The organism is Pedobacter nyackensis (assembly GCF_032678475.1).
In the GTDB taxonomy this organism is placed as follows: Bacteria; Bacteroidota; Bacteroidia; order Sphingobacteriales; family Sphingobacteriaceae; genus Pedobacter; species Pedobacter nyackensis_A.
Genome location: NZ_JAVTSF010000003.1, coordinates 508,948 through 533,452, shown reverse-complemented (window position 1 = coordinate 533,452; position 24,505 = coordinate 508,948). Strand labels below are relative to the sequence as shown.

The following is a 24,505-nucleotide window of genomic DNA, read 5'->3' as shown; positions in this document are numbered from 1 at the left end:
CGGTTATGAAGCTATCATGAGTTTTATTCATTGCGTTTTGTGCGTGTAAACTCATGATGGTTTCATGAAAGGATATAAAAAAAGAATGCCGAATCTTTTACAAAACTCGGCATTCTATATGTTTATTACAAATTACAATCCTGCTCCGTGGCAGTTTTTGAATTTCTTACCACTTCCACAAGGGCATGGTTCGTTTCTGCCTACAGTCACTTCTTTGCGAATCGGCTGCTGAGGGGCCAGCTCCCGTGTATCTTCCATCACATCGGCGCTGCTGCTAGACTGTCCGAATTCCGGTTTAGACATCGTCAATCTGCTCGGTGCAGGTCTTGGTGCCTGTGCTTCACGTACATCATTAGGATCTGTTTGGATTGGAATCCCGCCTTTGTATAAGAAACTTACTACTTCTTTATTTACTGCGTTAAGCATGTTTTTGAACAAGTTAAAGGCTTCCATCTTATAAATGATCAAAGGATCTTTTTGTTCGTATACCGCATTCTGCACAGACTGTTTCAATTCATCCATTTCACGCAAATGCTCTTTCCATGATTCATCGATCAGGGCAAGTACAATTGTTTTTTCGAATGATTTTGTAATCTCACGACCATCGTTATCAATTGCTTTTTTAAGACTAACAGGAACCTGTATGCTACGCAATCCATCCGTAAATGGCACAACGATCTGCTCAATCTGCTCACCACGCTCTTCAAACACCTGGTTTAGCACAGGCATTGCCTGAGCAATGATCGCGTCTGATTTCCTTGCGTAGAAGGCAGTCACCTCTTCAAACAACTTATCAGTTAAATGATGAATTCCTTTTGAGCTGAATTCAGCTTCATCGATACTTGTATCGGCTGAGAAGTTTTTAATCACTTCCAGCTTAAAGCCTTCAAAGTTTCCTTCTTCTTTGTATTCAGTAACGATATCTTCAGCAACATCAAACACCATATTGCTCATGTCTACATCCAAACGATCGCCAAACAAGGCGTTTCTACGTTTAGCGTAAATCACAGAACGTTGTGAGTTCATTACATCATCATACTCTAATAAACGTTTACGGATACCAAAGTTATTCTCTTCAACTTTCTTCTGCGCACGCTCGATAGACTTGGTGATCATAGAGTGTTGAATCACTTCTCCCTCTTCGATACCCATTTTCACCATGATATTAGAGATCCTTTCAGAACCAAATAACCTCATTAAGTTATCTTCAAGAGATACAAAGAACTGAGATGAACCTGGATCCCCCTGACGACCGGCACGACCGCGCAACTGTCTGTCTACACGACGGGACTCATGACGTTCCGTACCTACAATAGCCAAACCTCCGGCTTCTTTAACGCCTGGGCCTAATTTAATATCCGTACCACGACCAGCCATGTTGGTTGCGATTGTTACCTGACCAGCCTGACCAGCTTCAGCAACAATATCAGCCTCTTTCTGGTGCATTTTCGCATTCAGTACATTGTGTTTAATACCGCGCAATTTCAACATCCTGCTCAGTAATTCAGAGATCTCAACAGATGTAGTACCCACCAATACCGGGCGGCCTGCCTGTGTTAATTTTACAATCTCTTCCGCTACGGCGTTATATTTTTCACGTACCGTACGGTACACATAATCCTGATGATCTTTTCTTGAAATGACCCTGTTGGTTGGGATTTCCACTACATCCAGTTTATAGATAGACCAGAACTCACCTGCTTCCGTAGTTGCAGTACCTGTCATACCACAAAGTTTGTGGTACATTCTAAAGAAGTTCTGCAAAGTAACCGTTGCATATGTCTGTGAAGCATCTTCAACTTTCACATTCTCTTTAGCTTCAATCGCCTGGTGCAAACCATCTGAATAACGACGGCCATCCATGATACGACCAGTCTGCTCATCAACAATCTTGATCTTACCTTCATCGATGATGTATTCAACATCAATCTCAAATAAAGTATAGGCTTTCAACAACTGGTTTACAGAGTGAATACGTTCAGCTTTGATTGAATAATCACGCATCAATGCATCTTTCTGTGCAATTTTCTCTTCACTGCTCAATGCTGACTTTTCGATCTCAGCAATCTCAGTACCCACATCAGGCAACACGAAGAAGTGAGGATCTTCACCAGATTTAGTAATCAGCTCAATACCTTTTTCAGTCAATTCAACCTGATTATTTTTCTCATCAATATAGAAGAACAATTCAGCATCTACCTTAGGCATGTTTTTCGACTGATCAGCCATATAATGGTTTTCAGTTTTTAACAAAGTCTGCTTTACACTTCCTTCACTTAAAAACTTAATCAATGCTTTATTTTTAGGTAAACCACGGTGTGCGCGTAACAAAGCTAAACCACCTTCACCTTCTTCGGTTCCGGCTTTACCATCATTAATCAATTTCTTAGCTTCGTTTAAAGCTCTTGTTACATATTCTCTTTGTGCTGCTACCAAACGCTCAATCCTTGGTTTCAGTTCATGAAACTCATGCTGATCACCAAAAGGGACCGGACCGGAAATGATCAAGGGTGTACGGGCATCATCAATTAATACTGAATCGACCTCATCCACCATGGCAAAATGCAATTTGCGTTGTACCAATTGATCTGGTGTCTGCGACATGTTGTCACGCAGGTAATCAAAACCGAACTCATTATTCGTACCATAAGTGATATCAGCCAGGTAAGCATCTCTGCGTTCCTGTGAGTTAGGTTCATGCTTATCAATACAGTCAACTGAAATACCATGGAACTCGAATAAAGGTCCGTTCCACTCCGAGTCACGACGAGCAAGGTAATCATTCACGGTTACGATGTGTACACCTTGTCCGGCTAATGCATTCAGGTATGCAGGCAGCGTACTCACAAGGGTTTTTCCCTCACCAGTTGCCATCTCAGCAATTTTACCGCTATGCAACACCATACCACCAATTAACTGCACATCATAATGCACCATGTTCCAGTTTACTTCCACACCTGCAGCTTCCCATTTGTTGGCCCAAAGGGCTTTATCCCCTTGTATCACTACATTCTTTTTACGTGCAGCATAATCGCGGTCAAACTGCATTGCTGTAACTTCCAGTGTCTCATTTTCAGAGAAACGTCTTGAGGTTTCTTTAACAACGGCAAAAGCTTCTGGTAATATCTGTTGTAAAACAACCTCCAGTTCTTTATCACGATCTTTGATCAATGCATCAATCTGCTCGTATAAAGCTGTTTTTTCAGGCAATGATAAACCTTTACCTTCAGCATCAGCCTTTAAGCCTGCAACCTTACCGTCAATATCCGCTAAAGCTTTCGCGATAACATCTTTAAAGTATACCGTTTTGTTACGTAGTTCATCATTGCTTAATGATGATAATTTTGCGTACTCCTCGTTTATTTTTACGACAATAGGCTGTAGTGCCTTTATATCTCTTTCTGATTTGCTTCCAAATACTTTGGTTAAAAATCCTAACATAGTATGTTTTGTGTTTGTTTTTCTTTTAAAATGATCAAATTACAACAACCAAGCCATGTAACTAAATGAGCCACAATGTCAGTTGCCGGGTGCTAAAAGTACAAAATAAGCCGTACTTCAAAAGTTAGCGAATGTTCTCAGGGGAATAAGAAGGAAAATTAAGGACTATTGTTCTTAGTCTGTTCCTTTATAGTAAGGTCAACGATCAGGTAATTGTTGATCAGGTGTTTTTCAATCTTTTTTTCTGGCAACAGACCGATTAAAGTAAGTGCGCTATAAGACAAGAAGAAAGGATGATGCTCATCATCAACCTGTTTCAGTCTTACCGATGATGCATCTTTGTTTACCTGCTGACTATTGCAAAACTTAGTCACCAGACGCAATCCTTCAATCCGCTCCGCCTTTGCAAGGTGGGTCAGACTAAAAAAGACTAACGATAAAGTAACAATATGCTTCATAAATGTGACTGATTTTCAGTTAAAATGCAATGTTTCAGTCGCCAAATCTAATTTTAATCTTTTACATAATGAAATTCCGGCCGGTTAAAATGTCGAATCAACTGCATAGATTAGCATAAATATTATAGATATTGCCGACCTGTTAGCTATTTTACAATAAAAACCATGTCCGATTTCCGTTTAGCTGTTTTTTATTCCGTTGCCAAAAGACTTAGCTTTACCAAAGCTGCTGAGGAACTATTTATTAGTCAGCCTGCAGTTACAAAGCATATTCGTGAACTGGAACAAGAATACGACAGCAAATTATTTGACCGTAATGGGAATACGATCAAACTGACCTTCGCCGGTGATTTACTCTTGAAACATGCAGAATCAATATTTGCCATATACAGGGCTATTGATTTTGACATGAGTGCATTACAACAAAAAGATAAAGGGCTGTTATACCTTGGCGCAAGCACAACCATATCACAATACATCATTGCGCCAATTCTGGCCGGCTTTAAAAAGAAATTCGCTGAAATAGAATTAAGGCTGATTACGGGTAATACCGAACAAATAGAAAAAGCATTAATCGACAAAGATATTGAACTGGGGATTGTAGAAGGCCAGTCAAAAAACCAGGAGATTAGTTATTCGGATTTCATTAAAGATGAAATTGTATTGGTCTGTCATAAAGATCACCCTCTGGCAAAAACCACTGAAATTACTGTTTCCGCACTTCCTTCCTATAATTTTATTGTGCGTGAACAAGGATCCGGGACCCGTCAGGTAATTGACCACGCTTTAAAAACCCAGGGGCTAAACTTGTCAGACTTACCTGTCGAAATCCAGCTCGGTAACACAGAAAGTATTAAAGCATACCTATTGCACTCTACTGCAGTAGCATTTCTTTCTGTACATGCGATCAACAGGGAACTATTGAGCGGAGAGCTAAGGATTATTGAGATTAAGGACATCAGTATAACCAGAAACTTCTATTTCATTCACCTTAAAGGAAAACCAGCCCCAATTGCAGAGAAAATGATGCGTTTTGCCAAACTTCATTATAACCTGAAGTAATGCCACATAAACATTCGGAATAACAATACCCAAGCCCGCCGGGGTATTTTTGCAGTCTAAATCTGCAATACGAATGAAACCTCTATTAAGAAATCTGACTCCAAAAATCATCTTTATAACAGCCGCTCTACTTTCTTTACTTCCATTTATTTCTCCTGCAATTGCTTTATCAATGGGACTGATACTGGCACAGCTGATCCAACACCCGTATGCCGCTGCAAGTCAAAAAGCTACACACCTTTTATTAAAAATCTCGGTGATCGGACTGGGCTTTGGAATGAATATTTTTAGCACCATTGAAGCAGGCAAGGAAGGCATAGTATTTACCGTTATCTCTATTTTTGGTGTATTAACATTAGGCTACCTTATCGGAAAATCGTTAAAAATAGACTTTAAAACCTCTTCTCTAATTTCCGCTGGTACGGCTATATGCGGAGGAAGCGCCATTGCTGCACTCTCTCCAGTAATGAAGGCCAATGAAAAGCAAATTTCAGTAGCGCTGGGAACTGTATTCATATTAAACTCTATTGCCCTTCTTGTATTCCCTGCCATTGGTCATCTGTTACAGTTGTCACAATCGCAATTTGGCCTATGGTGTGCGATTTCCATACATGATACCAGCTCAGTAGTCGGAGCCGCCAGTAAATACGGTGAGCAAGCTCTGCAAATAGCCACTACCGTTAAACTGGCAAGAGCATTATGGATCATCCCCGTTTCTCTTGCAGCGTCTTATTTCTTTAAAACGGATAAAACTAAAATACAAGCTCCTTATTTTATCCTTCTGTTCATCTTAGCTATTCTAGCCAATACCTATATCCCTTTTGCGGCTAAAGCTGCACCATATTTGGTTGAGTTTGCAAAAGCAGGCTTAAGCCTGACCTTATTCCTCATTGGCTCCGGTCTATCATTTAAAACGCTTAAAAGTGTTGGTATTACCCCACTCATTCAAGGCACTACTTTATGGATTTTGATATCCATTGCCAGTCTTTGTGCAATTCTGGCATTAACAAGTACATAAAAAATCATCATGTCTAATCTTTGGTTAGGTTACACCTTACATAAAGATTTGGTGCACATTCCCTGCACCTTTCTTCGGAAAAAAGTACCCTTTTTCCGAAGAAAACCTTAACTAACCTACACTAAGCCCTCTATTATCCGAACAGCAGTTACTTCGAAATACAGATCATTATTTAAAGTTAAGCGCTGTAGAGCATAAAGTTCGGGAACTTCTCGGGATTGGTTTTAGGTTAACAGGTAGTTCACAGGTACTTCATAGGTAGTAAGTACCTATTTTCCAGGTATCAGCACCTCGAAAACAGGTCTGAATACCGTATCAGCGACGACAAGTATCATCAAAAGCCTTTTTTTATACTGTCAGAGCATCCGGGTATTCGCAAACCTATCTCATACCATTTTAAACTTAAGCTGTGATAATTTAGCTAAAGCGGTATATTTGCTGAGCGATAAACGTTCTATCGTACAGTTAAAACTACAAATCAGACATAGATGAATATCTTATTATTAGGTTCCGGCGGCAGAGAAAGTGCTTTTGCCTGGAAGATCAGCCAATCTTCGCAATGCTCACAACTGTTTATCGCACCGGGTAATGGCGGTACAAATGCTTACGGCAAAAACGTAAACATTAACCCCAACGACTTCGAGGCTGTAAAAGCGCTAGTACTTAAAGAAAATATTTCTCTGGTAGTAGTTGGCCCTGAAGAGCCTCTTGTAAATGGCATCCACGATTTTTTCATCAATGATGATCAATTATCTAAAATACCGGTTATAGGGCCTAAAAAAGAAGGTGCAATCCTGGAAGGAAGTAAAGATTTCTCTAAACAGTTTATGGCCCGCCATGGCATTCCAACTCCTGGTTCAGAATCCTTTACCAACGAAACTTTACAACAGGGACTGGCTTACCTTGAAAACCATAGCTTACCTATCGTATTAAAAGCAGATGGACTGGCGGCAGGTAAAGGGGTAGTCATTTGTCAGACTGTTGACGAAGCAAAAGAAGAGTTACAGTTAATGCTTGGTGGAAAATTTGGTACAGCAGGATCTCTTGTTGTCATTGAAGAATACCTTACGGGCATTGAACTTTCAGTGTTTGTACTGACCGACGGTGATAATTATGTGATTTTACCAGAAGCCAAAGACTATAAAAAGATTGGTCAGGCCGACACCGGATTAAACACCGGAGGTATGGGATCTGTATCCCCTGTTCCTTTTGCCGACAAAAAGTTCCTTGACACTGTAGAGGAAACTATCATTAAGCCAACCATAAACGGCTTAAAGAAAGACAAAATCGATTATACCGGTTTTATCTTCTTTGGTTTGTTCAAAGTTGGCGACAAACCAATGATCATTGAATACAATTGCCGCATGGGCGATCCGGAAACGGAGAGTGTAATGCTTAGAATAGAAAATGATCTGGTAGAACTTTTCCTTGCAACAGCCAGGAAAAAGCTGAAAGACTACAAATTAAACATAAGTCCTAAAAACGCTGCTACTGTAATGGTTGTTGCAGGTGGATATCCTGGCGAATACGAAAAAGGTAAAGCCATTAGCGGAATCGAGAATGTACGCCAGTCGCTGGTATTCCATGCAGGAACAGCACTTGAAAGTGGTGTAGTAAAAACCAATGGTGGACGCGTATTAGCAGTATCAAGCTTGCAGGACAACCAGTTTGAAGCTTTACAATCAGCAACTGCTGATGCTGCCCGTATTTACTTCGACGGCAAATATTTCAGAGAAGATATCGGGTTTGACCTGGTTTAATTTATCGATATTTTAATACTCAAAAAGGGGGTTTCGTTATACGAAGCCTCCTTTTTTGTTTTAACGAGAACAAGAAGCGACTTAAGCAGATCGATCAGATTCTAAACTCAAGTTATTTTTTGCAAATTGCGATAACACTGGAAAATTTGAAATGACTTTCCCAGAATCTAAAAGTCGCAGAACTAAAGCATTTAAAAGTTTTTTTTCTTGGAGAACCGAAAACATTTTATAATTTCAAATATTAAATAAGCTCTTTGATGTTCTCTAAATCTCTTAATGCTTTCTTTTCGAAGAAAAAGTTCAATCGTTTTTTTAACGTAGTATTAATAGAGATTAATATAATTTTTAAATGAATTTGATATGGATATAGAAAAGCTCATAAATAAAATTATTCCTGCTACTGATTATCAGCACCGAAATGGATTCAGTAATACTCATATAATAGACCACCTTAATGAGTACGAAAAAAAACTCCTGGAAGATGAATTAATAAATAAACTAATAAGTCAAACGAAAGATATGTTAGTCGTGGAAACGCTGGCATATATTAAATCAGAGAAATCACTTCCTTCACTCTACGATTTGCTATCAAAAAATACTGATGAAATGGCAATACTAATAATAGCGACCTCAATTTTTGAAATTAATGGCGATATTAATATGATTGATATTGCTATTGATTCAGTTAAAAAAATAGACAATTTTGAGGATGCTTATTATACTTATAAACTTATAACTGCTTTCTATCATCTAATTAAGTTTCAAAACGACAGAATCAATAGTGTGATTAATGGATATAAAAATCACAAAGAATATCTGATTGCACATAACGCAAAACAAGTATTAGGCAAACGATAATATAAAATTGTTTATAGGAAAGCTTATCTGTTTACTTTATTGAGAAGCTCAAAAATTAACTAAAAGGCTCTATATATTTTTAATCAAAATATGAAGGTAGAATGAATACAATACAAATAATTTTATAGTATGGTAATATTATATTTTCTCTTTTTTAAAACACTTGATCAGGTCGATATAAACAAAAATATTAGAGTTTCAACTTGGTTAGAAGAAAATGACAAATACCTAATGCCGTGTCAACTTGAAGAGGTTTTGAAAGAAAGTGATTTTTATAGCATAAAGGTTGAAGCATTAGATCCAGATAACTTTTTATCTAAAAAATATCTAAATAGAAAATTCCTATTTGGACATCCTGGTAAAATAATTGGATATGGTATACTTAAAGAAATAGAAATAAGCCACTAAACGATCAATAGATAACCAAGGTAGAAACAGATACCTTTAAGCTCCTGTTGAGTGTAATTAAAATCCAATTTATATCATACAAAAACGGGCTGTATCATTAAACCATGATACAGCCCGTTCGTTTAATTCCCCTTCTGTTACTAAGGTTGAGGTTGTAATTTCAGTCCTGAAATCCCTGTAACGATTTCTTCCTCTTCTTTATCTTTACCCTTTTTATTTTTCTTCTTTTTCTTCGTATTTCCGTTCAAACGGTCTTCCAATACCTTTTCGAACTCCGGTAACTGATCGCCTTTTAAAATCGTTCTGATCTTATCATTCGTATCGTTCTGAACTTTATAGAACTTAGTTACATCATCCTCTTTAGTAGTACCTGCCTGCTGTCTTTTAATCAAATCCAGCTGTAGCTTTGACATATCAAATACGTAGTTATAGATCACGCTTTTCTGCGTTGGAGTCAGCTTCAATCTTTTCTCCAGTTCATCCACGTTTTTAACTGTCATCTCCTGCGCTGTAGGCATTTTTTGTTGTGCGTTTGTCATTGAGCTTAAGCCCAATAATAAAAAAGCAAGTAAAATATACTGTTTCATAACATTAATATTCTGAGGTTGCAATTTAGATATTATACCACTGAATCCCAAACGCATTAAATACCCCCAATGCAAAAAGGGCAAATAAACCGGCTTAACCTGTCTATTTGCCCTTTTTAATACTCCGATCAAGAGCAAGAAAACTCTCTTCCTTATTCCTCTATGACCAGGAAAATCACCTTCTCTGAAGCGACCTCAGGCGCTTTTTCCCTTCAGAAAAAGATGCCAGTCGCAGAAGAGAACGGTTATTTTCCCTTTTATTTTCCTTTACCTAAAACTTCAGCAAGTTTAGTTTGCAACTCCTCACCTCTAACATTTTTAGCGATGATTTTACCAGAAGGATCAATCAGGAAGTTAGCAGGAATACCACGTACACCGTACATTTTTGAAGCTGCATTTTCCCAGCCTTTCAAATCTGACAATTGAGTCCACGTTAAACCATCTTTTTCGATTGCTGCTAACCAGGCATCTTTTTTACCTGGGTTATCCAAAGAAACACCAAGAACAGTAAAGTTTTTGTCTTTGAATGCATTGTATGCTTTTACCACGTTAGGGTTTTCAGCACGACAAGGACCACACCATGAAGCCCAGAAATCAAGCAATACATATTTTCCACGGAAGTCAGATAATTTAACCGGCTTATCGTTCACATCATTCTGAGTGAAATCCATAGCGATTTGACCTATACCAGTTTTCTTAGCTGATTCAATCTCCTGAGTAATGCTTTTACCAAGGTTCGATCCTTTTACAGCTGCTGAGAACTTGTTAAATTCAGATTCAGCACCTTTAAGATCTGCATCAACATCCATCGTTTCTTTAAACGCTACTAAACCTACGTAAGAATTAAGATTAGCTACATAAAACGCTTTGTTTATTACATCCATTTCTTTTCTGTTGGCTTCATCACGTGCATAAACCGTTTTCATGTAAGCCTCATCTTTGCGTTCTTCAGGAGATTTGCTACGGTATTCAGCCATTAAAGCTGCATTTTTTGCACTAACTGCTTTAGTTGCCGCTTTGTATTTAGCATCGTCATCATTCACTTTAGAACCTTTAATAGCTGCATTTGCTAAGGAATCAGTTGTTGATACCACTTGTATAGCCGCAGGCTCAAGATAAAATACAATTGCGTCAGGAGCAGTACCTTGTTTTGTTGGTTCCGCATGTTTAACTCTAAGAGAAGCCTGGGTTATTTCTGTTATCGGCCCTGTGAAAGCGAATTTACCGCCAACAATATTTACCGAGTCTACCACTTGTTTAGCCCTTGGGCCATAATACAAATAAGCTTTTGCTGGTGAACCTAAATTGCCCACTTTACCGCTAACGGTAAATTTACCTTGTCCTTGTGCCATAACAGCAGCAGGTAACAAACAAGCAGCGATCAATGTGATCTTCTTCATAATTTTCTGTTTTTTTTGATAATAAGTTTGGTTATCGAGATCCAAATGTAAGTAATAGACCAAAAATATAACGCAAGGTTTAATGTAATATTATAGTAGCTTTTGGAAGGTACGCCACCACAAATCGGGCATTTCACCGTTTACAGCCGTCGTATAATCATCGTAACGACAAGGCACCAGATGATAACGTTCATTTTTGGAAATCCCTGTTGGGTATGGCACCTGCATCCACCAGCGGTCCGACTTCTTACTTTTTACAAAAAGCATCTCTGCCGACCCGTCATTTAAACTGGCCCTGTAAATGATATAGTGCGATTTTGGTGTCAAAGGAAAATCTTTTTTCCGGTTATAATAACCATCTACGAAATACCATACCATTTGCGCAAGTAGCATCGCTGTCTGTCCGTTCTGATCAAAAGCAGGATTGAATTCATAAAAACCAATGGAAGTAAGCTTATCGCTCATTCCGGCATACCGGGTAATGGCACAGGCATGTTCTCCGTAAAAACCATTAGGACTTGCATTGGCATTTGCTCCCGCATCTGATGAACGTATGGCACCAATATCGAAACTAATCATGCTCGCATTGCGGATAATAGGCTCCGTTAAAGTGATATCATCCATAAATTCACCCAAACGATGTGCATCAAAATAAAGTTTACTCATCACCTTCAAACTATCCTGGTTCACAAAGTAAGTCTGGTAGCCCACATTACTAAAGTTAAAAAGGTAATTTGGCTGATGTAAAAGTATTTTATTGAGATAAGTATCAGACTTTGCCGCAAGTCCCTCCTGATCTTCTTCATCAAGGTCAAACTTACTGTCGACCACTACAAGATCTACCTTTTGCTCCAGACTTTCATAAGCCAGGTATTGTGCATAGGTAAGGTCTTGCCCGCCGCCAATAATAACAGGAACAATATCCAGCTTAACCAATTCAGAAACTACTGTTTTTACTGCAACATAAGTATCTGAAATTGATGCTCCCGCTTTAATATTACCAAGATCAATAATCCTGGTTGCAAAGGCACCTTCATTTAAGCAATAAAACTGTGCCCTGAAATAGTCAGGCCCCAGCGCACAACCTTCATTATTTACCGCAGCACGATCGTCAAGCACACCAAAAATGGCTATATCATACTGTTTTTCATCCAGCGCCGGGAATTTATCGGTAAAAAACCCGGCCTTTAAACCTAGCTGACTAGTATAAAAACCCTGTTTTGGCGTAAATTTATCTGGGTTTACCGGAGAAAAAAAATCTGATAAAGACATATTATAATATAATGTATGGCATCAAATATCTATTTTTGAGCCCATATATTAATGAACATCCTAAAAAAAATGAAATGATATTGGTTACCGGTGCCACTGGTTTTTTAGGAGCTGAGCTCATCCATCAGTTAACCAGCCTGGGCATAAAGCTTAGGGCATTGAAGCGTACACACTCTATTATCCCCGATTTAATTAAGCACAACAAACTGGTTGAATGGGTAATTGCGGACATAAACGACCTTTCAGATCTGGAAGATGCTTTTGATGGCGTAAACAAAGTATATCATTGTGCTGCCCTGGTATCTTTTGACCCTAAAGACAAAACAAAACTTTTAAGGATCAATATTGAAGGGACCAGCAACATCGTAAACTTATGCCAGGAACTCGGCGCAAGATTGGTACATGTGAGCTCTGTTGCCGCATTAGGCAATGCTAAAAAAGGAGCATTGATTACGGAGAAGGATTTTTGGGAATATGATATTAAGGCTCATGCATACGCGATTTCTAAATACGAAGGAGAAATGGAAGTGTGGAGGGGAATATCGGAGGGGCTGGATGCTGTAATTGTAAACCCAAGTGTAATTATTGGTGCAGGAGCCGGATTTGAAGGTAGTGGCGCTATCTTTAAACTGGTAAAAGATGGACTTTCTTATTATACAAAAGGAGCAACTGGAATTGTTGATGTAAGCGATGTTGCGAAATGCATGATTGCACTAATGGACAGCAAGGAAACTGCTGAACGCTTTACCATCTCCTCAGAGAATTACCATTACAAACAGTTTTTTGGAGAAATTGCAGCTGGTTATGGCATTAAAGCACCAGCTAAAGAAGCCAAACCCTGGATGCTGGGTATTGCATGGAGAGCAGCTAAGCTAGCTTCCTTATTTACCGGAAAACCAGCCGCACTAACCAGTGATGCAGCCAGGAGCAGTTTAAATGAAAGTTTATACAGCAATGAAAAGATAAAAAGAACCATTGGAATAACTTTTAAACCCTTAAAACAAAGTATTGACGAGATTTGCAAGGCGCAGGCCTAATTGCCATCTGAATCACATTTCTTAGTTATCTTTACGAAACTATCATTAGTTTATTCATTTTCTTTCAATTTTGGCAAAAAATCATAATCGTTTCCTATCTTTGAATCGTTTATTAACAACCTTGTAACCACCTAAATATCATTACTCCTGAAAGGATGAAGCAAAAGAACTTTTACATCATTGATTTTGACAGTACCTTCACGCAAGTTGAAGCGCTAGATGAGCTGGCACGGATTTCTCTTGAAAAGCATCCTGAAAAGGAAGCCATCTTCCAAAAAATTGAAGACTATACCAACCTTGCCATGGAAGGAAAGTTGTCGTTTAGTGAGAGTCTGGCCCAAAGAGTAAGACTACTCGAAGCTACTGAAGACCATTTGAAGAAGTTGATCAAAGTATTGAAGAAAAAAGTATCTGCTTCTTTTTCACGAAATGCAGCATTTTTCAAAAAGCATGCTGATGAAGTGTTGATCGTTTCCGGTGGCTTTAAGGAGTTCATCACTCCTGTAGTGAGCCAATATCATATCAAGAAAGAAAATATTTATGCCAACACCTTTGTAACCACCGGTGATGGCAAGATTATAGATTACGATCATTCCAACCCTTTAAGTGAAGAAGGCGGGAAAGTGAAACTGATGCAACAAATGAACCTGGAAGGTGATTTATATGGCATTGGTGATGGATATTCCGACTTTCAGCTTCGCGAAAGTGGCCTGATCAAAAAATTCTATGCTTTTACCGAGAATATCTCCAGAGAAAGCATTGTCAAAAAAGCAGACCACGTCACCCCTAGTTTTGATGAGTTCCTCTATGTGAACAATCTGCCAAGGGCAATATCTTATCCTAAAAACAGGATCTTATGCCTTATTATTGGTGAGGTGGACCCTAAAAGTATAGAGATGTTAAAGAAAGATGGTTTTTCTATACGCCATAAAACCAGTTTCGAGGAAAAATATGTGGCAGATGTACACATGATGCTGCTTGCCGATGGAGAGAAAATAACAGACAATCAGTTACAAAGGGCAATCACCTTAAAGACGATCGGCTACCTTGGAAACGCAAAAAACAAGATCGATCTGCAGAAATGTACTGAACAGGGAATTGTAGTTTTTGACGATACAAAAGCGAATCCGCGTAACAACAATTTCATCCCTAAAAGGATGATCGACTTCATGAATACCGGCACCACACACCTGAGTACCAACTTTCCTAACCTGCAGTTACCAAGGATTGAAAAGTCTCACCGCTTGATCCATATCCATAAAAACGTTCCTGGAATTATGGCAAAGATCAATACCGCTTTTGCGTATCACGACATCAACATTGTTGGACAGTTTCTGATGACCAACTCGAGCATTGGTTATGTAATTACAGATATCAATGCACAGTACGACAAACAACTGTTTAAATTTCTAAAGAAGATCGAGCATACTATAAAATTCAGAGTATTGTATTAACAGTAACCGCTGCTTTCATTACATTTGTGGTAAACTAACTTATTAAATGGAACTTACACCACAAATCAAAGAGAAGCTGGATAAGCTACAGGAAAAGTATGCTGCTATGGGGCAGGATATGGCGGCTTATCTGGACGGCTTGTTGTATGCAGATTTCTTAACGTATTGGGATTATATTCACCTGGATACTTTGTTGAGTTTACAAAGCCCAAAGACTCCTTTTCCTGATGAGGAAATCTTCATCATGTACCACCAGATTACAGAGCTTTATTTTAAGCTTTCACTACATGAGTGCAAACAGATTGCAGAACATCCTGATTTAACAGTAACCTTCTTTACAGAAAGAGTTAAACGGATTAATGCTTACTTCAATGCCTTAACTACTTCTTTTGAGGTGATGGTGAACGGTATGGAGAAGGATCAGTTTTTGAAATTCAGGATGTCGTTATTGCCTGCCAGCGGTTTTCAATCTGGTCAATACCGCATGATTGAAATTTGTGCAACTAACTTTAACCAGCTTGTTGATAAAAGTAAGCGTGAAGAGCTGGCGAATGCTACACTTGAAGAGCAATTTGAGCATATCTACTGGAAATTTGGTGCAACAGAACTGGCCAGTGGAAAACAGACACTTACACTAAAACAATTTATCAGTAAATATGCTGCCCAATTTTTACAACTGGTAAAAGACAGACAGGAAACAAACTTCAGTGCTTTATATCATAAACTGGCAAACGAAGGCCATGACGTTACCGGACTGGCTGAAGAATTAAGGAAGCTCGACTTGTATGTAAACGTTGAATGGCCATTATCTCACTATAAATCTGCCGTAAGATACCTGGAACGTGATCCGGTAGACATTGCTGCAACCGGAGGTACCAACTGGCAGAAATACCTGCCTCCGCGTTTCCAGAAAAGAATCTTCTACCCTTTCTTATGGACAGAAGAGCAAATGGAAGAATGGGGCAAAGGATGGGTTATTAACGTATTAAAAAGCTTTAAAGACTAATCTTTAAATAATTAAAGGCCCGTACATCACAAAATGTACGGGCCTTTTGTTACTTACCTACAACCTGATCAACCAGGGCTTGTAAGGTGCGTTTTACCTCGGTATCTTTTATTTTCAGGTAAGTATGCTTACCATTTTCTGATGGGGTAAAAATACTTTTTCCCTTACTGTCAATTTCAATAGTTCCTTTCGGAGAAAGGTCAAAATAATTTTTATCGGGTTCCAAAGCATATAGTACAGAAGTCAGGTCCCAGGTTTGCCTGTCGTAAGGCATTTTATCATAAACTTTATAGGACACACATAAAGGATGTTTATAACCATCCTTAAAATCATTAAGAATACTTTGATGTGGATAAAGCAATTTACTGCCCAGCTCAAAGCCACTGGCAACAAGTGCTGTTGGCCATTTATCAAATACGACTGCCGAAGCTTTGAGGTCCTGCTCAATGTTCCATTCCGCAAAATCAAATTCATTACTATACACCCCACCCATAACAGATAAAAGTTTCACTTTTTTCTTAACCAGGTCTACACCGTTTAATTTGCTGTATTCGTCAGCCCCGGAGTTTAAAAGGTTGGCTATATTGGTTTCCGGACCAACTACAATCATTACCACTGAATGGTCCTTTTGATTAGCCAGCAGTTTACGCAACAACTTGAACCCCTCAGGTAAACCACTTTTGATACTGCGCTTAGGAAAAAGGATTTTCTTCCCATCAATTAATGTATCCAGTGTTTTGGGCACATATCTGAAAGGCTCAGGGTTTACGCCATTATAGGCATAACCCAAAGGGATATTACCCCGTTTATTAAAGCGGCAATAACCATCAACGTATTCAATTACCCGCGGATTAGATTTACTGATGGTAATCCCCAACAGGTTAATTTTCGCGGATTTCTCGTAATTGAACAGCATCTGAAGCGCCAGTACATCATCGATGTCGTTCCCTACATCTGTATCAAGAATTACAGGAGTCGGCACATTCGCGCGCTGTGCAACGCCTTGAGTGCACAAAGCAACTGCGAGAGCCATCAATGGTATCATTTTCAATTTCTTCATATCTAAATTATTTAGCCTCGTATTTAAGTGAAGTATCAGCTTGTATATCGTTAAATTCTGAGGTATCAAGTGTAAAAGCCTTTACTTTTTCACCCAGTCCAATATAGCCCATTGGATGCATCCCTCCATTAAAATAGTTTTTATTGGAAAACCTTAGTGACGGTTTAAGTCCTGCAGGGTCAAGAACAGAAATTGCAATGATATACTTCCCCTTAGGGATTGACCTATCCATTGTTAATTCCGCTTCTATATTATAAACTGGTGGTTTTACCAGGTAACGTTGCTCTGCAACACTCCAGTTTTCTCCAGGCATCCAGTCGGCTATGTTTACCTTGCTCAGTTGCTTACTCCAGACTTTTTCTTTTGTTTTCGCATTCAGCAAGGAGATCTCCACCGGCCAGTTATAATAAAATGGTGAGGAGCCTTCATTGGTTAGCTTAAAAGCAATTTTGAATGGTTTATCTTTCTGTATATTTTGAGGGTAATTGAATTCGGAAAGCACATAACGATAGCCCATACTACGCTGCAATATTTCTGCATTTTTCTTAAAAACAGGATCTTTGAAGTTCGCCCAGGTAATGCCGCCAAGGTGATTGCAGTGCAGATTACGAATTTGCTCTACAGTCAGGTCATGAAACTCCGGATCAGCCACTACGGCCTCAAAGTTCTTAAACTTACCGAGGCTTCCCCAGTTCCAGGTGATCTCTCCGCCGATGGGCTGCTTTTTCCAGCGGTCGCCCAGCTTTAGCATTTCCTCATATCCCCGTACATTTTCGTCCTTTTGCGACCAGGAGTCCCAGTAAATTCCAAATTCATAGTCTTTAAACTCGTAGGCATAACGTACCATCACCTTTTTATTTTTAAACGCGGCGGTAAAGGCATCACCGAGTACTTTTTCTAAACCAGGCACCCAGGTACGGTTAACCACATGATCTGGCTCATCATGCGGAGGCCAATAGGTCGACAAGTCGGGATCATGATGTTCACCCCACTCGCCTACGATTCCCATTTCCACATAGGCAACCCTCGGGTCATTATCCCATGCCTTTCCAATTTTTTCAACCAGCATTTTAACCCTATCGGCAAATGCGGGATCAAAATAGCCACCAGTAATAGGCGTATTTTTATCTGCGGGCGCCACCGCAGCACCTACTGATCCGGGTATTTGATAGTACGGGCTTTTTTGTCCGGAGATATCTGAAGGCCAATGCCAGCCGTTCATGTCGTCGCTATTGTTGGGATCTTTAGGTTTCCCCCCATGCCAGGGCTCTACCCACACCAGGTACACCCTTGGGATCACCTTCACATTCATATCCTCAACCCCTTTCCAGCGATGATTACTGTAAGCAATGATTTTATCCAGCCCGTCACCAGCCCGGTCTTCCAGCATATTCCACTGCATATACTCTTTTACCATTGTACCGTAGGGATATGGATATTCAGCCCGCTTTTTATCTACACCGGGTGAAAAAAACTCCCTGAAGCCCATTAATGGATTCCTGATCGCCTGCTCATAGATTTCAGGATAGATCACTACACGCCCCTTCTGGGCGCGCGCTCCGGTTAGTGACGAAATCAGAAAAGCACATAGGACTAAGCTTCTAAATACCATCTCTATTTATTTAGTTTATACTTCAGCGTTTTATCGTTCTTCATATCCGTAAACTCTTTGCTGCTGATCTCATAGGCAGTAATATCCTTATTCACACCAATGTAACCCATTGGATGTCTACCCCCTTCAAAATAATTATTAACAGCAAAGCGTAATGACGGCAACATTCCTGCAGGATCAAGTACAGATATAGCAATGATATATTCCCCGTCAGGCAGGTTTTGATCCAGGGTTATCTGCTTATCCACACTGTTTGCAATTGGCGGAGTCGTGTATTTATTGGTATTGACGTTCCAATTGTCACCCGGCATCCATTCAGATACATTTACGCCTGTGAGCACCTTACTCCAAACCTTTTCGTGAGTGATCTTATCCAGCAGGGAAATTTCTACCGGCCAGTTGTAATAAAAAGGAGAAGAACCGGTATTCGTTACTTTGAAGGAAACGTTAAAAGGTGTATTGGCAACAATCTTTGTCGGATAGCTAAAATCAGACACCAGATAACGGTATCCCATTGCTTTCTGCAATATCTCCGCATTGGGAGCGAAATTAGGATCATTAAAATTAGCCCAGGTAATACCACCCAGGTGATTACAGTGCAGGTTTCTGATTTGTTCAATCGTATATTCCCTGGTTTCTTTATCGGCAACCACCGCCTCAAAGGAATTGAATTTCGAAAGGTCGCCCCAGTTCCAGGTGATCTCGCCACCTATAGGTTGCTTTTTCCAACGATCGCCCAGCTTTTTCATTTCATCATAACCTCTTACTTTTTCCTGCGGCTGAGACCAGGAATCCCAATAAATTCCGAATTCATAATCTTTAAATTCATAGGCATAACGGACCATTACCTTCTTATTTTTGAATGCGCCTTTAAAAGCATCACCAAGCGTCTTTTCAATTCCAGGAATCCAGGTACGGTTCGGTACATGCTGTGGCTCATCATGTGGTGCCCAGTAGGTTGTGATGTCCGGATCATGGTGCTCGCCAAATTCCCCTATAATTCCCATTTCCACATAGGCCACCCTTGGATCATTGTCCCATGCTTCACCAGCTTTAGCCACCAGCGCCTTTACCCTGTCCTGAAATGTAGGATCAAAATACCCACCTGTAATTGGGGTTACATTGTCATTTACTCTCACCTGTCCCGGAATATCACTTGGCCAATGCCATCCATTAAGGTCATCCGGATGGTTGGTATAAACATTTTTGGCTACACCACCATGCCAAGGCTCCATCCATACAATATAAATACGAGGGATTACCTTCATATTTATATCCTCTACTCCAGCCCATCGGTGATTGCTGTATGCGATAATTTTCGCCACCCCATCACCAGCATTGTCTTCCAGCATATCCCATTGCATATACTCCTTAGTAAGTGTACCATAAGGGAATGGATATTCTGCTCTTTTGGGATCAATACCAGGACCAATAAACTCACGGAAACCCATCATTGGATTTCGGATAGCGCCGGGATATTCTGCTGGCTGGATTGTAACCTTTCCATTTTCAACGACTACACTTCCTTTATTAGGATGCTCACGAAGTCCCTCATCCCCTTTCTTTTCACATGATGTCAGCATCAGGCCTATTGCCAGTCCGCAGGTCACCAAACAATAATTCACGATCTTCATAACTCTTATTTTTTAATTGATCTATACACGTTTATGTTTATTTAACCTGCTAATAGCCTGGGTTATTCGAGGTCAATGCATCATTTGCATCCATCGCATCTTTAGGAATCGGGTACAGGTTATGGTGCTTCTGAATAGTAATACCTACATTATTTTTCAGGTATTCTTCGAGCTTTCCAAAGCGGATCAAATCCCACCTTCTCATGTGTTCAAAACAAAGTTCATGCAATCTTTCTTTTAACAGCACCGTTGCAAACTGTTCCTTAGTCAGGTTATCGGTTGCCTTTATTGGAAGTAACCCTGCACGTCCTCTTACTTCATTTAAAGCATTATATTTCTCATCACCTGCAGCATCTGAGGAATTTAATGCCTCCGCCTTCATCAACAACACGTCTGCGTAACGGATCAATATAAAGTTCAATTCATCATCTTCGATCACGTTTCCATAGACAGGGTCGAAGAACTTATTGTTACAGGCTGGTGACTGCTGAACCCCTTTAAATTCAGTTAAAAAGAAGGCTTTCTTCCGCTTATCCGTATTGTCATAGCTGTTATACACATAGTCAGTCGGGCCAAAACCACCCCAACCTCCAAATGATGTTGGGCCTCCTACGCCACGAGGGCCCCAGTAGCTATGCTGGATACTTCCTTCCTGGTTCCAGGCACCGGAATGGCGGAACTGAATTTCAAATATATTCTCGTATCCGGCATTCTTGTTCTTAGCATCAAAAATATCTTTAAGGTTCGGATACAAATGAAACTTGCCATCCAGCTTATTACAATAAACCAATGCCTCAGCAGGTTTACCCCATTGTAAAAGCACGCGTGCCAATATGGCTTGCGCAGCATAAGTTGTCGCCCGGCCCTTATCTGTCGCATTATTCCATATTTCAGGTAGTACAGGTTCCGCATCTTTAAGGTCCTGAACAATTAACTGATAAACCTCATCAGCAGTAGCCCTGGGCTTCATGATTTCATTTCTGTCAATAGACGATTTTACCCACAATGGAACGCCACCATACATACGCACCAGGTCAAAGTAATAGATTGCCCGTAAAAATTTCGCCTGTGCAATCATTGAATTACGTATATCATCAGGTACCACACCTGCGGGCATATCAATAACGGCATTGCATCGTTTTACGCCTTCGTAACTCACCCGGTAATGATCTGAAAAGAAGGGATGGCCATCTGAAAACGTGTAGTATTTTAATTCGGCATAAGCAGCCCAACCTACGTCATATGGCTCCACTTCATCGGTACCAAACTCGGCGAGTGTAATCGTCCATTTTCCAACGTATACCTTTTGTAACATGGCATATGCTGCGTTTAATGTTTTTTGCCAATCCTCAGGAGTTTTGAACGCATTCTCCGGGGTCAGTATACTTTTAGGCTCTTCGGTAAGAAACTTCTTACAGCTGCTTACTCCCAGGCAAAGGGCCAATAGGATTAATGTATATTTTTTCATGGTTCAATTATTAAAAGTTCATAGAAATTCCACCGATAAAGCTGCGTGCATTGGGATAAGGGTTTGTCCTGTCACTGGACTCTACATCATACCCTGTGAAATCCGTTGCTGTAAACAGGTTTTGCACAGAGAAAAACACCCTGATATTGGTAGACCTGATCTTTTTGATAAAACTATCCGGTGCCAGGGTATATCCCAGTTCTATATTCCTTAACCTGATGTAATCCCCTTTCTGCAAATTGGCATCTGTACCATCACCATTAGCATACGGACTGCCTACACGTGGTGCCGGATACACATTACTCGGTTTGTCCGGTGTCCAGTAGTTCCAATAATAATCCTTACTCATATTGCCCCAGGTATTGTAAGCATTCAGGTACTGATTTAATGAATTGTTGATCAGGTGACCACCTGCATAAGTAAAGAAGGTGATAAAATCAAAGCCTTTATATTTTAGTGTATTGGTAAAGCTACCATAGAACTTAGGCGTACTTACACCAGCAAAATTCCGGTCTTCACCATTAATCACACCATCATTGCCCATATCATATACCTTTCTATCGCCTGGCTGCGCATTATATCTTGCGGCCTCAGCAGCTTCATTTTGCTGCCAGATGCCTTGAGATTTAAGTAAATAATATTCATTGATCGGATGTCCAACAAAAAGCGACTTGTTCACATCCATTTTACCGCCATACAATTCTGTAATCTTGTTCTTGTTATAAGAGAAATTAAATCCGGTTGTCCAAAGAAAGTCCTTACCCGTAACATTGACGGTATTAATGGTAAACTCTATCCCTTTATTGTCAATCTGGCCAACATTGGTTAGTGAACTATCAAACCCTGATTCTTTTGGAAGTGGCACTAACCAAAGCAAGTCTTTATTCTTTTTATTGTAAACATCAATGGAACCTGCAATGCGGTTATCAAGGAAGCCGAAGTCCAGGCCGATATCAAACTGTTGTGCTTTTTCCCAGGTAAGGTCCGGGTTACTAATGGTATTTTGTACAGATCCTGTAGCCAGCTCACCGCCAAACACATAGTCTGCCCATTCACCACCCTGACTGATGGTAGATGCATAAGCATAATCACCAATGTTCTGGTTACCCAGCATACCTGCACTTACACGAAGTTTAAGGTTGCTGATGGCAGGCACTGATTTAATAAACTCTTCTTCAGAAATACGCCATGCCACGGCAGCTGAAGGAAAGAAACCCCATTGTTTACCCGGTGCAAAGCGAGAAGATCCATCCGCGCGCATAGTTAACGTAGCCAGATAACGTTCGCTAAGGCTGTAATTGATCCTGCTATAAAATGACGTTAAGGTAGAGGCCACTGCGTAGGAACCGTTTGGCCCATGATCTTTAGCCCCACCAAGGTTGTTGTATTTTAATATCGGAGAAAGGTTTTTTGAATCTGCAGTCACGTTTTCATATTCGGTTTTTGAAGCAGAGAAGCCGCCCATGGCCGACAGCTTGTGTTCACCAAACTCAAAAGTATAGGTTGCAGTATTTTCAGTTTGTAAATACCTTTTTTTACCTGCAAATTTTGTCGCATGCCCACCTGCAGCATAATGCTGTCCCATTCTCCCATCTTCATAGGAGTTCACATTAAAAAACTCCAGTTCCGCTCCATTCTCGGATCTGATCTTAAGGTTTTTTATAGGTTGAATTTCAAAATACACAGATCCTACAGCACGTGTTTTCTGTGTAGTTCTGTCTAACAGATCTACTATCGCTACAGGATTGGCTTTGGTATTTAAAAACCCGTCAAAATACTCTCCTTCATCTGTAAAAATAGGAGCAGTAGGTTGTGAGCTGATTGCACTAAACATGGTACCATAACCAGAATCAGCTTCTTCGTTGATGTTTTTAAGACTTGACTCGCTAACGTTAAATCTGACACCAGATTTTAACCAGTCGGTAGTCTGCGCATCCAGGTTATACCTTACAGTAGCCTTATTGAAGGAAGAATTCCTGATGGTTCCTTTCTGGTCGTACCAATCAACGCCTAAATAGTGTGCAGCCTTTTCATTACCGCCACTTACCGAAAGGTTATAGTTTCGATAGCTACCATCTTCCGTTATGGCATCCTGCCAATCTGTAGTTTGTCCTTTACTTAACAAACGTAGTTCCTCCGAGGTCCACTTGTAATCAGGGAACACTGTTGAAGAAAGATCGTAATACTGTTGTGCATTCATCAGGTCTTGCTTATTCAACATCCGCTGGGTACCTCCGGTAGCATTAAACGTAACTTTACCTTTTCCTTTTGTCCCCTTTTTTGTAGTCACCAGGATTACCCCGTTCGAACCACGTGAACCATAAATAGAAGCCGAAGAGGCATCTTTGAGGATCTCGATGGATTCAATATCGCTGGGTGAAAGATCCTGTAGCCCACCTTCAACAGGCATACCATCCACAATATAAAGTGGTGCGTTTCCTGCTCTCAGGGATCCCTGGCCACGGATAATAATACTTGCATCTCCTCCCGGCTTCACAGAGCCGGTAGTCACAAATACACCCGCGGCTAATCCTTGCAGTGCACTTCCCGCCGTACCGACCTTGGCATTCGCTAAGCTTTCAGGCTTAATAGAGGTCACCGCTCCGGTAAGATCACTTTTCTTCAGGGTACCGTAACCAATTGCGACAACTTCATCCAGATTAACCGCACTTGAGGCAAGCCTCACGTTGATCACCTTTTCGTCTCCAACAGTAATACTCTTTTTAATCATTCCTATAAAGGAGAATTCCAGTACATCACCTTTCTTTGCAGTAATAGTATATTTTCCATCAGCATCCGTACTGGCACCTGTTTTCGTACCTTTTAGCATTACTGCCGCACCAGACAATGGAATATTATCATCATCAGTAATCAATCCGCTGATGTTTACCTGTGCACTGAGCATCCCCGAAAAGAATACACTGAGCAACAATAAAAATATTTTCTTTTCCATAACTTAATTCGTTAATG

18 protein-coding genes are annotated in these 24,505 nt (G+C 40.1%); 8 read left to right on the top strand and 10 right to left on the bottom strand.

The features are described from left to right. Positions 1-132 precede the first annotated feature (132 nt). Positions 133-3,441, bottom strand: coding sequence for a preprotein translocase subunit SecA (secA, locus tag R2Q84_RS13275; protein WP_316817034.1), 3,309 nt, complete (start codon positions 3,439-3,441; stop codon positions 133-135). Between the two features lie 158 nt (positions 3,442-3,599). After that, positions 3,600-3,899, bottom strand: coding sequence for a hypothetical protein (locus tag R2Q84_RS13270; protein ID WP_316817033.1), 300 nt, complete (start codon positions 3,897-3,899; stop codon positions 3,600-3,602). Between the two features lie 165 nt (positions 3,900-4,064). On the opposite strand from R2Q84_RS13270, the gene R2Q84_RS13265 reads away from it, so the two are divergent. The 5 genes from R2Q84_RS13265 (at position 4,065) to R2Q84_RS13245 (ending at position 9,005) form a co-directional block, all read left to right on the top strand. Next, a complete protein-coding gene (locus R2Q84_RS13265) occupies positions 4,065-4,961 on the top strand; it encodes a LysR family transcriptional regulator (protein ID WP_316817032.1) in 897 nt (298 codons plus the stop codon). Between the two features lie 73 nt (positions 4,962-5,034). Continuing rightward, complete coding sequence (locus R2Q84_RS13260; RefSeq protein ID WP_316817031.1) at positions 5,035-5,979, top strand: YeiH family protein; 945 nt, start codon at positions 5,035-5,037, stop codon at positions 5,977-5,979. A 488-nt stretch (positions 5,980-6,467) separates the two neighbouring features. Further along, positions 6,468-7,739, top strand: a complete 1,272-nt coding sequence (gene purD, locus R2Q84_RS13255) for a phosphoribosylamine--glycine ligase (RefSeq protein WP_316817030.1) — start codon at positions 6,468-6,470, stop codon at positions 7,737-7,739. A gap of 360 nt (positions 7,740-8,099) precedes the next feature. After that, positions 8,100-8,597, top strand: a complete 498-nt coding sequence (locus R2Q84_RS13250) for a hypothetical protein (protein WP_316817029.1) — start codon at positions 8,100-8,102, stop codon at positions 8,595-8,597. A gap of 129 nt (positions 8,598-8,726) precedes the next feature. Next, positions 8,727-9,005 carry a hypothetical protein gene (locus R2Q84_RS13245; RefSeq protein ID WP_316817028.1) on the top strand — a complete coding sequence of 93 codons (279 nt, stop codon included), beginning with the start codon at positions 8,727-8,729 and terminating at the stop codon, positions 9,003-9,005. Positions 9,006-9,145: 140 nt separating this feature from the next. On the opposite strand, the gene R2Q84_RS13240 is transcribed toward R2Q84_RS13245, so the two are convergent. From R2Q84_RS13240 to R2Q84_RS13230, 3 genes are all read right to left on the bottom strand, one after another. Next, entirely contained in the window at positions 9,146-9,592 is a 447-nt protein-coding gene (locus tag R2Q84_RS13240; RefSeq protein WP_316817027.1) for a hypothetical protein, read from the bottom strand. Positions 9,593-9,849: 257 nt separating this feature from the next. Next, positions 9,850-10,992 carry a TlpA disulfide reductase family protein gene (locus tag R2Q84_RS13235; RefSeq protein ID WP_316817026.1) on the bottom strand — a complete coding sequence of 381 codons (1,143 nt, stop codon included), beginning with the start codon at positions 10,990-10,992 and terminating at the stop codon, positions 9,850-9,852. 90 nt (positions 10,993-11,082) lie between these two features. After that, complete coding sequence (locus tag R2Q84_RS13230) at positions 11,083-12,264, bottom strand: formimidoylglutamase (protein ID WP_316817025.1); 1,182 nt, start codon at positions 12,262-12,264, stop codon at positions 11,083-11,085. Positions 12,265-12,338: 74 nt separating this feature from the next. Here R2Q84_RS13230 and R2Q84_RS13225 point away from each other — a divergent pair, with 74 nt between their 5' ends. The 3 genes from R2Q84_RS13225 (at position 12,339) to R2Q84_RS13215 (ending at position 15,761) form a co-directional block, all read left to right on the top strand. Next, positions 12,339-13,301 (top strand): NAD-dependent epimerase/dehydratase family protein, encoded by a 963-nt coding sequence (locus R2Q84_RS13225; protein ID WP_316817024.1) that lies wholly within the window; start codon positions 12,339-12,341, stop codon positions 13,299-13,301. A gap of 155 nt (positions 13,302-13,456) precedes the next feature. Continuing rightward, positions 13,457-14,755, top strand: coding sequence for an HAD-IB family phosphatase (locus tag R2Q84_RS13220; RefSeq protein WP_316817023.1), 1,299 nt, complete (start codon positions 13,457-13,459; stop codon positions 14,753-14,755). Positions 14,756-14,801: 46 nt separating this feature from the next. Beyond that, positions 14,802-15,761, top strand: a complete 960-nt coding sequence (locus R2Q84_RS13215; protein ID WP_316817022.1) for a tryptophan 2,3-dioxygenase family protein — start codon at positions 14,802-14,804, stop codon at positions 15,759-15,761. Between the two features lie 49 nt (positions 15,762-15,810). Here R2Q84_RS13215 and R2Q84_RS13210 read toward each other — a convergent pair whose 3' ends face one another. Genes R2Q84_RS13210 through R2Q84_RS13190 form a run of 5 tightly spaced genes read right to left on the bottom strand, consistent with a single transcriptional unit; the run spans position 15,811 to position 24,488 of the window. Beyond that, positions 15,811-16,821 (bottom strand): nucleoside hydrolase, encoded by a 1,011-nt coding sequence (locus tag R2Q84_RS13210; protein WP_316817021.1) that lies wholly within the window; start codon positions 16,819-16,821, stop codon positions 15,811-15,813. A gap of 7 nt (positions 16,822-16,828) precedes the next feature. Continuing rightward, a complete protein-coding gene (locus R2Q84_RS13205; RefSeq protein WP_316817020.1) occupies positions 16,829-18,433 on the bottom strand; it encodes a DUF4832 domain-containing protein in 1,605 nt (534 codons plus the stop codon). Positions 18,434-18,435: 2 nt separating this feature from the next. Continuing rightward, positions 18,436-20,067 (bottom strand): DUF4832 domain-containing protein, encoded by a 1,632-nt coding sequence (locus tag R2Q84_RS13200; RefSeq protein ID WP_316817019.1) that lies wholly within the window; start codon positions 20,065-20,067, stop codon positions 18,436-18,438. A gap of 49 nt (positions 20,068-20,116) precedes the next feature. Beyond that, positions 20,117-21,535 carry a RagB/SusD family nutrient uptake outer membrane protein gene (locus tag R2Q84_RS13195; RefSeq protein ID WP_316817018.1) on the bottom strand — a complete coding sequence of 473 codons (1,419 nt, stop codon included), beginning with the start codon at positions 21,533-21,535 and terminating at the stop codon, positions 20,117-20,119. A gap of 10 nt (positions 21,536-21,545) precedes the next feature. Further along, complete coding sequence (locus R2Q84_RS13190; RefSeq protein ID WP_316817017.1) at positions 21,546-24,488, bottom strand: TonB-dependent receptor; 2,943 nt, start codon at positions 24,486-24,488, stop codon at positions 21,546-21,548. Between the last annotated feature and the right edge of the window lie 17 nt (positions 24,489-24,505).